The organism is Pseudomonas sp. MWU16-30323 (assembly GCF_020515595.1).
GTDB lineage: Bacteria > Pseudomonadota > Gammaproteobacteria > Pseudomonadales > Pseudomonadaceae > Aquipseudomonas > Aquipseudomonas yamanorum.
In genome coordinates this window covers 113194-127503 of the sequence record NZ_JAIWYM010000015.1, presented here as the reverse complement: position 1 = coordinate 127503, position 14310 = coordinate 113194, and the positions used below count along the sequence as shown (strand labels likewise).

Below are 14310 nucleotides of genomic sequence, written 5' to 3'. Positions count from 1 at the left end.
GCCTGCAATCAAGCAGAGCGCTTTCGCATACGGTCAACGGATCGCCAAATCCGATCGCCATGTCGGGCGACCGGCGGACTATAAGCGCTGCCCTTCAACCCATGCAAGGCAATCGTCGACACGCTATCTATTACAGATCTTGTAATAGTTTTGCATTGTAGGAAAATACTGTTTCGCCTGTACGATTCAAGTCCTTTTTCCACAACAGGACCTACATGAACACCCTCTCGGAGCCTCCCAGTCGTCTTTCCCCAAGACATGCACTGCCGCCGTTCCCGCTGATCGCCTGCCTTCGGGCCAAGCATCCCGTCTTCCGATTGCCTACCCTTACCCGGTCCCTGGACCGTGCGTTGCCGTGCCCGGCATTCTGAAAAACTTGAAGAGATACTGAAAAATGGAATGGTTAGCGGATCCAACGGCCTGGCTCGGCCTGTTGACTTTGATTGTGCTGGAGCTGGTGCTGGGCATCGACAACCTGGTGTTTATTGCGATCCTGGCGGACAAGTTGCCGCCGGAGCAGCGTGACCGTGCGCGTTTGATCGGTTTGTCCCTGGCATTGCTGATGCGCCTGGGCTTGCTGGCAAGTATTTCCTGGTTGGTGACCCTCACCCAGCCGCTGTTCGAGGTGTTCGACAAGAGTTTCTCGGGCCGTGACTTGATCATGCTGTTTGGTGGTGTGTTCCTGTTGTTCAAGGCCACCATGGAATTGCATGAGCGGCTTGAGGGGCATGTGGCCCAGCGCACTGGCAACGTGGCTTATGCGATGTTCTGGCCGATCGTTGCGCAGATTGTGGTGCTGGATGCGGTGTTCTCCCTCGATGCGGTGATTACCGCCGTGGGCATGGTAGATGAGCTGGCGGTGATGATGATCGCGGTGATCATTTCCATCGGCCTGATGATCGTTGCCAGCAAGCCGCTGACCCGTTTCGTCAACGCCCATCCCACGGTGATCATGCTGTGCCTGGGCTTTTTGATGATGATCGGTTTTGCCCTGACCGCAGAAGGTTTGGGCTTCCACATTCCTAAAGGCTATCTGTACGCGGCCATCGGTTTTTCGATCCTGATCGAGGTGTTCAACCAGATCGCTCGGTCGCGCCGCAAGAAGTCGGCTCAAGGCACGCTGCCGATGCGTGAGCGCACGGCCCATGCGGTCATGCGTTTGCTCGGCGGGCGGAACCTGGCGGTGGAAGAGGTGGGTGAAGAGGTGGCCGACCTGCTGGACAACCCCGATGCCAACGGCGGGCCGCTGTTCGATCGGCGTGAGCGGGTGATGATCAGTGGCGTGCTGCAACTGGCTGAGCGCCCGATCCGTACGTTGATGACGCCTCGGGCGAAAGTGGACTCTATAGATCTGTCGGACGATCCCGACACGATCCGCCTGAAACTGATGCATTCGTCTTACTCGCGGCTGCCCTTGATCCGCAACGGTAATGTCGACGAGCCATTGGGCTTTGTGCACAAGAAGGAGTTGCTCAAGGAATACCTGGCCGGTAACGAGCCGAACCTGGAGCACTTGGCGCGCCGGGCGGTCAACCTGCTGGAGCGTTTTTCGATTCTCAATGCCCTGGAGCAGATGCGTCAGGAATCCACTCACATTGCCTTTGTGATCAACGAATTTGGTGACTTTATCGGGGTGTTGAGCATGACCGACATCCTCGAGTCCATCGCCGGTGAGTTGCCGGATGCGAGTGAAGTCGAAGGGCCGGATATCGTCGAGGAGGAGGGTGGCTTTCGGGTCAATGGTGCCTTGAACCTCAACCTGATCCGCCAGCGCACCGGCTTCAAGGCGGTGGCGACGGAGGATTACCAGACCCTGGCCGGGCTGGTGATGAGCTTGCTCGATCGCTTGCCGGTGGTCGGCGATAGCCTCGAATATGAAGGCTGGCGCCTGACCGTGGCGGCGGTGGAAGAGCGACGGGTCACGCAGGTGCTGCTGGCGCCTCTCTAGCCAGCAGGCACCGGCTGTCCATCGGTCAGCTATGGGTTTTCCGCAGGGGGAGGCCCATTTCCTTACGCAGTGAGTTTTCGGTGAAGGGGGCCGGGTTTGTCGTGGTCGGCGCAGTGGTCGGATCGTCATCGAAGTCGAACGCCGGGCCTTCATTTTCCACGCCTATGACCTGAAGTTCGGCATTCTCTTGGATATAGGTCTGGCCGTTGGGAGCATGGACTTCGCTAGTGCCGGGCAGCATGGAGCCCGTGCCAGCGTTATAAGCGTGGCCCATTTCGTGGTAAAGAGTGACCAGTGGTAGCAGTTTAAGGCCGGGTTGGCCTTCTGATTCGATTATTTCCTGGGGGTTATAACCGATGAAGGAAGCGCTGGCCCTGTGACCTCGCTTGCCGTCCTGTATGTGCACAGACTCGCCTGGGTTGTGGAACGTCTGGTGTCGGGTTACTGCCGCGTCTCTCACCTGGATGGTGGTGCCGGTGTGTTGGACAATTTCCTCCAGTTTTTCCAGCATCTTCTGGCCACTGGGTGAGCTTCGCAAGAATTCCAGTTCATCCTCTACCCGCTGTTTGAATTCTGGCGAGCCCGCCACGAAAATTGCCTGTTGGCCTGCGTTGGTTGGCGTAACCTCGACAAACTTCACACCCGGGGGCAGTGAAAGTGAATCGCCGCGTTTGCCGTAGACGGTATCGCCCGCCGAGGTGGATTGAACACGGTCCTGGCCTTTGCCGGTGTAAATCGTACTTTTATCAAAGCCGTGGATCTCATCATCGCCCTTGTTCCCGATCAGGATGTTGTGACCGCTTCCCCCATACATCCGGTCGTTACCCGCACCACCGTCCATATAACTGCTCTTGGTTGGGGGGCCGTATCCGGCATACATACTATCGTTGCCGTTACCGCCGTACATCGCGAAGTCACCTGTGCCCCCCATCATCGTGTCGTCTCCGTCGCCGCCTTGGGCGTAACCGATGTTGGGACCCAACTTGATGGTGTCATTGCCGGCGTCACCGGAAATATAGGTTTTTCCGCCACCGGCTTGTATGTAGTCGTTGCCGGCGCCGCCGTAGAGATGACTGGTGCCGCCACCGCCCTGTATGTGATCGTCACCGTCCCCGGCGTTTACATAGACCGTTGCCATGACATCAGGATTTATATGAATCTTGTCGTCACCACCGTTGGAATTGATCCGCAGTATGGCAGTGCTGTTGCCTGACAGAAGGGTAGGCAACAAATACGACTTGCCATTGATAAAGGCACTGAGCTGGCCGTCCGGTCCTTTGCTGATGTGGATGTTATCTGCGTCATCTTGTGTCTGAATTTCAACCATCACCGCGTTTTTCTCTACAGAACCTTTAGGTGTATCCAGGGTGAACGTTTTGGTTATCAGTGAGATTTCCAGGTTTTTGTCGCTGGCGATCACTTCTTTTTTCTCGGGAGATTCGGGCTCTTTGGCGGGCGCTACCTGAAGCGTTTTGGGACCGGCGGAAGCAGGGGGGGACGGTATCAAGGGAGGTTGAATGGCGTTGGTCTGCATGAACTGTACTCTTATGTGGTGATTGGCGTCGGATTCAGCCTCACCTCAGTGACAGAAACCTTCTTAGCAGTTCCGTTGGGAATGGAAGGGCAACCGTTCGGGCTTGCAGGCGCAGATCACCGATGAGAAGGGTGCCTCGATTCGGGTTTCGGGGACGGCGCGTTTGATGTTGGAGGACTGATTCTGGTCTTGGCGAACGTCTCGCTCAGCGTTTTTTCGTCGAACCCCTTCAGCTTATTGATCATCTTGCCATTCTGAAAAACCAGGAGGGTGGGAGTGCCGGTTACCTCGGGGTGTCTCGGGGTTTGGGCTGTGTCGAGCACCAGGCTTTTCACAGTGCTGCCGTATTTCCCGGCAATCCGCTCAAACAGTGGCCCGGCTTCCCCGCAGGCCGGGCAATGCTGCGAAACAAACAGCATGAACACCGTTCTATGCGCCTTGAGCAACTGCTGATACTGCTCGGCATCGGCAATCACCGCCGTTGCAATTCCCATAATGATCTCCTTGGCAAAAGGGCATGCCCCACGCTAACCCCGGCGATCAACACCGTCTACTGTCAAAACTAACAGGTACCCACTTCCATGTGGTCGAACCGGCCATTGTGGCGAGGGAGCTTGCTCCCGCTGGGCTGCGCAGCAGCCCCGAGGCCTTCAGCGCTCCGCCCGCTCCCGCGCCTTCTTCGCCAACCCCACGCACTGCTTATAGTCACCCTGATCCTTGGCATCCTTCGCCCGACGATACCCATGATGATTCTGCGTGGTGTAGTTCGTACTGAACGCCGCCTTGAGCTTGACCAGCTCGGCCTTGCATTCACGACGGTCATCCTTGGCGAACACCTGGGTGGCAAACGCCAGCGACAACAACATAAGGACAAGGCTGATCTTCATCTGAACGCGTTCCTTAGGGGCCCGAACATCTGCCAAGCCTAGCCCAGCCACGGGATTCTTCCATTCAGCCGCCGCACTGCTTGTGTGCACGGTAACGACCCGCACCCGCACCCAAATGTGGCCTGTCGCCCCGGTGTGTAGCCAACGGTAGCAATCCGATTGCAGCGGCTGGCCCGGTGCCTTATTGCCGATACAAATTTATCCCGTTGATTTAAAAAGAAATTAGTCCCGCAATATTTTTCTGTTACTGCGTGTGGCACACTTTCTGCTGTCTATTCCGTTGTTACATACTAAGTTCCGGTATAGCGGAATACACAACCCCTGGAGTGCTTGTCATGCATCACCGACCTTCCGTGTTCAAAGCGTGTGTTTTTCTCTTCGCCGCATCGGCTTCCCTCGCCAGCGTAGTGCAGGCGGCGGACAGCAAGCTCGACACCGTGCTCAAGCGTGGGCACCTGATCGTGGGTACAGGCAGTACCAATGCGCCGTGGCACTTCCAGGGAGCGGATGGCAAGTTGCAAGGTTTTGATATCGACATCGGCCACATCGTGGCCAAGGGGCTGTTCAACGACCCGAGCAAAGTCGAATACGTGGTGCAGTCCTCCGACGCCCGGATTCCCAACCTGTTGACCGACAAGGTCGACATGAGCTGCCAGTTCATCACCGTCACCGCCAGCCGTGCGCAGCAAGTGGCCTTCACCCTGCCGTACTACCGCGAAGGTGTGGGCCTGCTGCTGCCGGCCAACAGCAAATACAAAGAGATCGAAGACCTGCAAGCCGCTGGCGACAGCGTCACCGTGGCCGTGCTGCAAAACGTCTACGCCGAAGAGCTGGTGCACCAGGCCTTGCCTAAAGCCAAGGTCGACCAGTACGACAGCGTCGACCTGATGTACCAGGCGGTGAACTCCGGGCGTGCCGACACCGCCGCCACCGACCAGTCCTCGGTCAAGTACCTGATGGTGCAAAACCCGGGCCGCTACCGCAGCCCGGCCTACGCCTGGAGCCCCCAGACCTACGCGTGCGCCGTCAAGCGTGGCGACCAGGACTGGCTGAACTTCGTCAACACCGCGCTGCACGAAGCCATGACCGGCGTGGAGTTCCCGATGTACAAGGCCTCGTTCAAGCAATGGTTCGGTGTGGATCTGCCAGAGCCTGCGATCGGTTTCCCGGTTGAGTTCAAGTAATTCGTAAACACTGGGGGCGTCGCTGACGGCGCCCCAATCAGGTACTGCCGACCATGAACTATCAGTTGAACTTTGCCGCTGTGTGGCGCGACTTCCCCAGCTTGCTGGCGGGGCTCGGCCTCGGCCTTGAACTGGCATTGCTGTCCATCGCCATCGGTTGCGTGATCGGCCTGTTGATGGCGTTTGCCATGCTGTCCAAACACCGCGCGCTGCGCATCGTGGCCTCGGTGTATGTGACGGTGATCCGCAACACCCCGATCCTGGTGCTGATCCTGTTGATCTACTTCGCCTTGCCCAGCCTGGGGATCCGGCTGGACAAGATCCCCTCGTTCATCATCACCCTGTCGCTGTACGCCGGTGCCTACCTCACCGAAGTATTCCGCGCAGGCCTCTTGAACATTCCCAAGGGGTTGCGTGAAGCGGGCCTGGCCATCGGCCTGGGCGAATGGCGCATCCGCGCGTACATCACCGTGCCGGTGATGCTGCGCAACGTGCTGCCGGCGCTGTCGAACAACTTTATCTCGCTGTTCAAGGACACCTCCCTGGCGGCCGCCATCGCGGTGCCGGAGCTGACCTATTACGCCCGCAAGATCAACGTCGAAAGCTACCGGGTGATTGAAACCTGGATGGTCACGACCGCGCTCTACGTGGCTGCCTGTTACCTCATTGCCATGCTGCTCCGTTACCTGGAACAGCGTTTGGCGATTCGCCGCTAAGGAGCCCCCATGTACGAATCCCCCAGCTGGCTGCATGAGTTGTGGATCGCCCGGGAAACCCTCTGGGCGGGGTTCCAGACCAGCGTCTATTGCTCGGCCCTGGCCATTATCTTCGGCACCCTGATCGGCATCGTTGCCGGGTTGATCCTGACCTACGGCAAATTCTGGATGCGCGCACCGTTTCGCCTGTACGTCGACCTGATCCGCGGTACGCCAGTGTTTGTGCTGGTATTGGCATGCTTCTACATGCTGCCGGCACTCGGCTGGCAGATCACCGCGTTCCAGGCCGGTGCCGTGGGCTTGACGCTGTTCTGCGGCTCCCACGTTTCGGAAATCGTGCGCGGTGCGTTGCAAGCCATTCCCAAGGGGCAACTGGAAGCCGGCAAGGCCATCGGCCTGACGTTCTACCAGTCCCTGGGCTACGTGCTGTTGCCCCAGGCCCTGCGGCAGATCCTGCCGACCTGGGTCAACTCGTCCACGGAAATCGTCAAGGCGTCCACCTTGCTGTCGGTGATCGGCGTGGCCGAATTGCTCCTCAGCACCCAACAGGTCATCGCCCGAACCTTTATGACCCTGGAGTTCTACCTGTTCGCAGGCTTTATGTTTTTTGTCATCAACTACGCCATCGAATTACTGGGGCGTTACATTGAAAAGCGGGTGGCGTTGCCATGAACCAATCCTCAAATGAAAGCCAGCCGCTGCTGAACATTCGCGGCCTGCGTAAACAGTACGGCACGGTAGAAGTGCTCAAGGGCGTCGACCTGAGCCTGCAGCGCGGCAACGTCGTGACGTTGATCGGCTCCAGCGGCTCGGGCAAGACCACGCTGCTGCGCTGCGTCAACCTGCTGGAAGAATTCCAGGGCGGCCAGATCACCCTCGACGGCGAGTCCATCGGCTACAGCGACGTTGGCGGCAAGCGCGTGCGCCACCCGGAGCGGGTGATTTCCCAACACCGCGCGATGACCGGCATGGCGTTCCAGCAATTCAACCTGTTCCCGCATTTGACCGCGTTGCAGAACGTCACCCTGGGCCTGCTCAAGGTCAAGAAGATGGGCAAGGACGAGGCGGTTGCACTGGCGGAAAAATGGCTGGACCGTGTTGGCCTGCTGGAACGCCGCAATCACTTCCCGGGCCAGTTGTCGGGCGGCCAGCAACAGCGCGTGGCGATTGCCCGGGCGATTGCGATGAACCCGAGCCTGATGCTGTTCGACGAAGTCACCTCGGCCCTCGACCCGGAGCTGGTGGGCGAAGTGCTCAGCGTGATCAAGGGCCTGGCGGAAGAGGGCATGACCATGTTGCTGGTCACCCACGAAATGCGTTTTGCCTATGAAGTCTCGGACAAGATCGTCTTCATGAACCAGGGCCGCATTGAAGAACAGGGGCCGCCGAAAGACATTTTCGAACGCCCGCAATCACCGCGACTGGCGGAATTTCTCAAGAACATTCGTTTTTAATTCACTCGTTTCAGGAGATCCATTATGAGCATTACTCGTTACGGCACCGGCGCCACGGCCGGCGGCGGCCAGCCTCGTCCTTTCGCCCGCGCGGTGGAAGCGGATGGCTGGTTGTATGTGTCGGGCCAGGTGCCGGCGGTGGACGGTGAAATCATCACCGGCGGCATCGTCGAGCAGACGCACCAGACCATGCGCAACGTGGTGGCGATTCTCGAAGAAGCCGGCTACGCCCTGGAAGACGTGGTGCGCGTCGGTGTGTGGCTGGAAGACCCTCGGGATTTCTGGAGCTTCAACAAAGTGTTCGGCGAATACTTCAACCCGGAACACGCCCCGGCGCGGGCCTGTGTGCAGGCGAACATGATGGTTGATTGCAAGGTTGAGATTGATTGCGTGGCCTACAAGAAAAAAGGCTAAATGATCGACCGCAACTTGCAGTGATGAAACTTGTTTGTGGCGAGGGAGCTTGCTCCCGCTGGGCTGCGTAGCGGACCCAAAAAAACGGGAGCGCTTCGCACTCCAGCGGGAGCAAGCTCCCTCGCCACAGAGGACTCATCTACTGCGATTTTAAGCCTTTGACGGGACCCGAAACTGCCATGACCGAAGACACCATCAAACGCCGCGCCAAAGGCCTCGACCGGGCGTTCGATATCCTCGATTTCCTCAAGGAGATCGGCCAGCCCCTGCGCCCGAATGATATCGCCAGCGGCATCGGCAGCCCCAAATCCACGGTCTACGAACTGGTGGCCTCGCTGCTGGAACGGCGCATCCTCGAAACCGTCGGCAAGGACGGTCACGTCTACCTCGGCCGTCAGCTGTACTTCCTCGGCCAGGCCCACCTGCGCCATTTCGACCTGACCCGCGAAGCCGACCACGCCCTGCAGGAAATCGTCAGCCAGACCCACGAAACGGCACAGATGTGCCTGCTCAATGGGCGCAAATACACCGTGGCCCTGATGCGTGAAGGCGAGCGGCATTTCCGCATTTCCTCAGACATCGGCGAGAACGCGCCCATCCCCTGGACCGCCTCCGGCCGCCTGCTGCTGGGCCACCTGAGCGACCAGCAAATCATCGACCTGATCGACTATGACGACTTCATCCTCCCGGACGGTCAGCGCCTGCCTCTGGAAACCTTCCTCGGGCAAATCCGCCAGGCCACCCTCGACGGATTCTTCTCCTTCGACAGCGTCGCCGACACCTTTACCCACTGCTTTGCCGCCCCGGTTCGGGACGCCCAAGGCATCAGCATTGCGACCCTGTGCATCGTCGCCCCACGGGCCGATGCCCTCAAAAACTACAACGACTATCGCCGGGTACTGATCGAAAGCGCGAACAACCTGGCCCGTCGCATCAACGAATAGGAAATTGCTATGTCTGCCTTCAATGCCGTTGAAAAAGGCGCCGCCCCGGTCGGTGCGCATCTGGTGCGTGACGTCAGCCTGCCGGCCCTGGTGCTGCACCGCGATGCCCTGGAACACAACATCCGCTGGATGCAGGATTTCGTCAGCAACAGCGGCGCGCAACTGGCGCCCCACGGCAAGACCAGCATGATGCCGGCACTGTTCCAGCGGCAGATCGAGCAGGGCGCCTGGGGCATCACCCTGGCCAACGCCGTGCAGACCCGCGCCGCGTACGCCGGTGGGGTTCGCCGGGTATTGATGGCCAACCAACTGGTGGGCGCGCCGAACATGGCGTTGATCGCCGACCTGCTGGCCGACCCCGAATTCGACTTCCACTGCATGGTCGACCACCCGGACAACGTGGCCGACCTGGGTTTGTTCTTTGCCGCTCGTGGCCTGCGCCTGAACGTGATGATCGAATACGGCGTGGTCGGCGGCCGTTGCGGTTGCCGCACCGAACAACAGGTGCTCGACCTGGCCAAGGCGATCAAGGCCCAGCCTGCGCTGGCCCTGACCGGCATTGAAGGCTACGAAGGGGTGATCCACGGCGAACACGCCATCAGTGGCATCCGCGAATTCGCCGCCTCCCTGGTGCGCCTGGCCGTCGACCTGCAAAACAGCGGCGCCTTCGACCTGGCCAAGCCCATCATCACCGCCTCGGGTTCGGCCTGGTACGACCTGATCGCCGAATCCTTCGAAGCCCAGAACGCCGCCGGCCGCTTCCTCAGCGTATTGCGCCCGGGCAGCTACGTGGCCCACGACCACGGCATCTACAAAGACGCGCAGTGCTGCGTACTCGACCGTCGCAGCGACCTCAACGAAGGCCTGCGCCCGGCGCTGGAAGTCTGGGCCCACGTGCAGTCGTTGCCGGAGCCAGGCTTCGCGGTGATCGCCCTGGGCAAGCGCGACGTCGCCTACGACGCCGGCCTGCCCGTGCCGCTCAAACGCTACAAGGCGGGCGTGCTGCCGGCCGAGGGGGATGACGTGAGCGCGTGCAAGGTCACCGCCGTGATGGACCAGCATGCGTTCATGGTGGTTGCGCCGGGGGTTGAGCTGCGCATTGGCGACATCATCTCCTTCGGTACTTCCCACCCGTGCCTGACCTTCGACAAGTGGCAAGTGGGTAATTTGGTGGATGAGCAGTTGCAGGTGATTGAGTCCCTGGAAACCCGCTTCTAGACCGAGTCGCGCCCATCGCAGGCAAGCCAGCTCCCACATTCGACTGCATTTCAACTGAAGAAACGCGGTCAACTGTGGGAGCCGGGCTTGCCCGCGATGAGGCCCTCAAGTACCCCCGAGAGCCGCCAGACATGAACACACAACCCCGCATCGCCCTCATCGGCGAATGCATGATCGAACTGCAACACCGCGCCGACGGCAGCCTGCAACAAAGCTTCGGCGGCGACACCCTGAACGCCGCCGTCTACCTGCGCCGTGAGTTGGGTGAACCCAGCACCGTCGACTACGTCACCGCCCTGGGCGATGACAGTTTCAGCGACGCCATGTGCAAGCACTGGGCCGAAGAAGGCCTGGGCCTGGGCATGGTCCAGCGCCTGCCCGGGCGGTTGCCGGGGTTGTACTGCATCCAGACCGATGCCAACGGCGAGCGCAAATTCCTCTATTGGCGCAACGAAGCCGCCGTGCGCGATTGCTTCACCACACCGGCAGCCGAGCCGATTTTGGCGGCGCTGCCGGCGTATGACGTGGTGTATTTCAGCGGCATCACCCTGGCAGTACTGGGCGAAGTGGGCCGTGGGCTTTTGCTGGAAACCCTGATCGAAACCCGTAGACGCGGTGGCAAGGTGGTGTTCGACAACAACTACCGGCCACGGCTGTGGGCCAGTGTGGACGCGGCGCGTGCGGCGTATCACCGGGTATTGGCCGAGGTGGACATTGCCTTGCTGACCGAAGATGACGAGCGCGCATTGTTTGGCTATGAGGACAGCGAGCAGGTGTTTGCGGCCTACCCGGCGATTGCCGAAGTGGTGCTCAAGCGCGGCGCGGATGCGTGTTTGATTCGCTGTGAAGGTGAGCGATTCGAGGTGCCGGCATTGGTGGTGGAGAAGGTGGTCGACACCACGGCGGCGGGGGATTCGTTCAGTGCGGCGTATCTCGCCAGTCGGCTCAAGGGCGGTTCACCGCAGGATGCAGCACTGGCCGGGCATCGGTTGGCGAGCCGGGTGATTCAGGTGCCGGGTGCACTCATTCCCCGAGACTAACGCTATCTATTGTGGCGAGGGAGCTTGCTCCCGCTGGAGTGCGAAGCGCTCCCGGCTTTTTTGGGGCCGCTACGCAGCCCAGCGGGAGCAAGCTCCCTCGCCACAACAAGCTCATCAATCGCGGTAAAACACCTGCACCAGGTGATACCCAAACTTGCTCTTGATCGGCCCATGAACCACCTTCACAGGCTTCTTGAAGATCACCGCATCAATCACCCCCACCATCTGCCCCGGTCGCACTTCACCCAAATCACCGCCGCGCTTGGCGGAAGGGCAGGTGGAGTACTTTTTGGCCAACACGTCAAACGCTTCGCCCTTGGCAATACGCTGCTTGAGCTGTTCGGCTTCCTCACTGGTTTTCACCAGAATGTGACGGGCTTGGGCTTTCATTGATCGGTCCTGATGTGAAACGGCGCGCGATTATGCCTGAAGTCAGGCCTCTGAGCTGATCATGCTGCGGATTTTGTTAGCCAGCAGGTCAATCGAAAACGGCTTGGCCACCATGTCCATGCCTTCCTCCAGGAACCCCTGGCGCTCGGCGGCTTTCTCGGCGTAACCGGTCATGAACAGCACCTTGAGTTCGGGTCGATGCTGGCGCGCAATTTCTGCCAATTGCCGACCATTCATTCCCGGCAAGCCCACATCGGTCACCAGCAAATCCACCCGCAGGTCGGACTCCAGCAACGGCAATGCCGCCCGTGCATCGGCGGCCTGATGCGCGGTATAGCCCAGTTCAGCCAGCACATTCACCACCAGCATCCGTACCGCCGCGTCATCCTCGACCACCACCACCGCTTCACCCGCCAGGGCCACCGGGGCTTCACCGTGACTGGCGGGCACGCTGCGTTCCAGTGCTGTGCCATGCAGGCGCGGCAGGTACAACCGCACACAAGTGCCCTTGCCCGGCTGGCTTTCAATGGTCACGTGGCCGCCGGATTGCTGGGCAAACCCATAGATCATCGACAACCCAAGGCCGGTGCCCTGGCCGATAGGCTTGGTGGTGAAGAACGGGTCGAAGGCCTTGGCGAGAATCTTCGCGGTCATGCCGGCGCCGTTGTCGCTCACGCCAAGCATCACATAGTCGCCGGCCTTGACCGGCTCCAGGGTGGTGATGTCGGTGCCGTCGAGGTAGCTGTTGGCGGTCTCGATACACAATTGCCCGCCGTCGGGCATTGCATCGCGGGCGTTGATCACCAGGTTGAGCAGGGCGTTTTCCAGCTGGCTGGCGTCGGTGTTCACCGGCCACACGTCAGTGCCCAGTTGTACCTTGAGTTCGATATGCGCGCCCTTGGTGCGGCGGAACAGGTCTTCCAGGGATGCCACCAACTGATTCGGGTCTACCGGCTTGGGGTCCAGGGATTGGCGGCGGGAGAACGCCAGCAGGCGGTGGGTCAGCGCAGCCGCACGATGAGCCGAGGACACGGCGGCGTCGGTGAAACGGCCGATCTCGTCGCTGCGTCCGGCAGCGATGTAGCGTTGCATCAGGTCCAGGCTGCCGATGATCCCGGTGAGCATGTTGTTGAAGTCATGGGCGATGCCGCCGGTGAGCTGGCCGACCGCTTCCATCTTCTGGGCATGGCGCAGGGCGTCTTCGGCACGCTCACGCTCGAACATCTCGTTTTGCAGGCGCTGGTTGGCTTCGGCCAGGGCCTGGGTGCGTTGGTTGACGCGCTCTTCGAGGTTTTCGTTGAGGTGACGCAGGGCTTCTTCGGTCAGTTTGCGCTCGGTCTCGTCGATCACAAAAATGTAGAAACCGTTGACTGAACCGTCAGCGCTGAAACGCGGCAGGTACTTCATCAGCGCGTGGCGGGGGCGGCCGTCATGGTGCGGCGTGACGGTGACAAAACTGCAAGCCTTGCCCTTGAGCGCCGCCTCGATCTTGTCGACGCGCCCGGCATAGATTTCGTCGCCTACGACTTCGCGGATGGTCTTGCCATACAGCTCTTGCGGGGTCATGCCGTACCAGTCCAGGTAGGCGCTGTTGTTCAGGCGAAAGCGCTGCTCGTGGTCGACATAGCCGATCAGCACCGGCATGGCGTTGATGATCAGTTGCAGCTCGGTCTGGCTTTGGCGCAGGGCCTGTTCGGTGTGCTTGCGTTCGGTCAGGTCGAGGGCGGCGCCGAGAAAACGTGCCGGTCGGCCATGGTGGTCCTTGTAGCAACGGCCCCGGGCAAACACCCAGCGCACTTCGCCGTCGGCCTGCAGCAGGCGGTATTCCTCGGCGTATTCGGTGCCGTGGGTGATGCAATGCTTGATGCTGCGGGCCACCATGCCACGGTCTTCGGGGTGCACGCCCTGCAGGTAGTCGCTGATGGGCAGCAGGCCGGCATCGCAGGGGTCAACACCGTGCAGCTGGGCGAAATGTGCGTCGGCGATAAACCGGTCTTCGCCAATGTCCCAGTCCCAGGTGCCCACGGCGTCGGTGGCGGCCAGGGCCAGTTGCAGGCGCTGCTCGGTGTCGCGCTGGGCCTTGAGGCTGTTTTCGGTGCGCTGCTGGAGTTCCAGGGCGATGCGCCGGCGCTCGTTGGTTTCGATGGCGGTGATCAGGATTCCGGCGACCTCACCACGCTCGTCGCGGATCGGGCTGTAGGTCAGGTCGAGCCAGATCTCGGTGTCGCGGTGGTTGCGTTGCAGCACGAAACGCTGCTCGGTGAACGTGCGCACCTGGCCCGCGAAGACGGCGCTGTAGATCGGATCGGTAAACGGCTTCAGTTCCGGCCAGATCAGGTCGGCGGGCTGGCCAAAGGCGCCAGGGTGCTTGTTGCCGGCCAGCATTGCGAAGCCGTCATTGTAGATCTGGGTGAGTTCGGCACCCCACAACAACAGCATCGGCATGGGTGAATGGATCACGATGTCGACGGCTGTGCGGAGGCTTTGCGGCCAATCAATGGCGTCACCGAGGGGGCTTCGTGCCCAGTCCAGCCGCGCAATCAGTGCTGCGGCCTCGCTGCCGGTGGGTGATACGTTCATG

The 14310-nt window shown here is 60.4% G+C and carries 13 protein-coding genes and 1 pseudogene; 9 read left to right on the top strand and 5 right to left on the bottom strand.

Annotation, left to right across the window (positions count from 1 at the left end):
• The first annotated feature begins 394 nt into the window (after positions 1–394).
• The gene (locus LIY45_RS18635; RefSeq protein ID WP_226477181.1) at positions 395–1948 is read left to right on the top strand and encodes a TerC family protein; all 1554 of its coding nucleotides are present in this window, start codon (positions 395–397) and stop codon (positions 1946–1948) included.
• A 25-nt stretch (positions 1949–1973) separates the two neighbouring features.
• Here LIY45_RS18635 and LIY45_RS18630 read toward each other — a convergent pair whose 3' ends face one another.
• The 3 genes from LIY45_RS18630 to LIY45_RS18620 all read right to left on the bottom strand — a co-directional run bounded on the left by LIY45_RS18630 (position 1974) and on the right by LIY45_RS18620 (position 4369).
• Positions 1974–3482, bottom strand: a complete 1509-nt coding sequence (locus tag LIY45_RS18630; RefSeq protein WP_226477180.1) for a M91 family zinc metallopeptidase — start codon at positions 3480–3482, stop codon at positions 1974–1976.
• A gap of 116 nt (positions 3483–3598) precedes the next feature.
• Positions 3599–3976: a thioredoxin family protein gene (locus tag LIY45_RS18625; protein ID WP_226477179.1), complete on the bottom strand. Its 378-nt coding sequence runs from the start codon at positions 3974–3976 to the stop codon at positions 3599–3601.
• Between the two features lie 156 nt (positions 3977–4132).
• Positions 4133–4369, bottom strand: coding sequence for a hypothetical protein (locus LIY45_RS18620; protein WP_093208824.1), 237 nt, complete (start codon positions 4367–4369; stop codon positions 4133–4135).
• 335 nt (positions 4370–4704) lie between these two features.
• Here LIY45_RS18620 and LIY45_RS18615 point away from each other — a divergent pair, with 335 nt between their 5' ends.
• From LIY45_RS18615 to LIY45_RS18580, 8 genes are all read left to right on the top strand, one after another.
• The gene (locus LIY45_RS18615; protein WP_017479817.1) at positions 4705–5553 is read left to right on the top strand and encodes a transporter substrate-binding domain-containing protein; all 849 of its coding nucleotides are present in this window, start codon (positions 4705–4707) and stop codon (positions 5551–5553) included.
• A gap of 53 nt (positions 5554–5606) precedes the next feature.
• Positions 5607–6269: an amino acid ABC transporter permease gene (locus LIY45_RS18610; RefSeq protein WP_003207993.1), complete on the top strand. Its 663-nt coding sequence runs from the start codon at positions 5607–5609 to the stop codon at positions 6267–6269.
• Between the two features lie 9 nt (positions 6270–6278).
• Positions 6279–6941: an amino acid ABC transporter permease gene (locus tag LIY45_RS18605; RefSeq protein ID WP_010173357.1), complete on the top strand. Its 663-nt coding sequence runs from the start codon at positions 6279–6281 to the stop codon at positions 6939–6941.
• A complete protein-coding gene (locus LIY45_RS18600; protein WP_226477178.1) occupies positions 6938–7723 on the top strand; it encodes an amino acid ABC transporter ATP-binding protein in 786 nt (261 codons plus the stop codon). Before LIY45_RS18605 ends, LIY45_RS18600 begins: the two co-directional genes overlap by 4 nt.
• 24 nt (positions 7724–7747) lie before the next feature.
• Positions 7748–8137 carry a RidA family protein gene (locus LIY45_RS18595; RefSeq protein ID WP_003208000.1) on the top strand — a complete coding sequence of 130 codons (390 nt, stop codon included), beginning with the start codon at positions 7748–7750 and terminating at the stop codon, positions 8135–8137.
• A gap of 179 nt (positions 8138–8316) precedes the next feature.
• Complete coding sequence (locus LIY45_RS18590; protein WP_017479820.1) at positions 8317–9081, top strand: IclR family transcriptional regulator; 765 nt, start codon at positions 8317–8319, stop codon at positions 9079–9081.
• A 9-nt stretch (positions 9082–9090) separates the two neighbouring features.
• The gene (locus LIY45_RS18585; RefSeq protein WP_226477177.1) at positions 9091–10299 is read left to right on the top strand and encodes an amino acid deaminase; all 1209 of its coding nucleotides are present in this window, start codon (positions 9091–9093) and stop codon (positions 10297–10299) included.
• Between the two features lie 131 nt (positions 10300–10430).
• Complete coding sequence (locus LIY45_RS18580; protein WP_226477176.1) at positions 10431–11339, top strand: sugar kinase; 909 nt, start codon at positions 10431–10433, stop codon at positions 11337–11339.
• Between the two features lie 114 nt (positions 11340–11453).
• Here the strand turns inward: LIY45_RS18580 and LIY45_RS18575 are convergent.
• Positions 11454–11744, bottom strand: a pseudogene (locus tag LIY45_RS18575) (peptidylprolyl isomerase); the annotation flags it as partial.
• 27 nt (positions 11745–11771) lie between these two features.
• A complete protein-coding gene (locus LIY45_RS18570; protein ID WP_226477175.1) occupies positions 11772–14309 on the bottom strand; it encodes a PAS domain-containing protein in 2538 nt (845 codons plus the stop codon).
• Between the last annotated feature and the right edge of the window lies 1 nt (position 14310).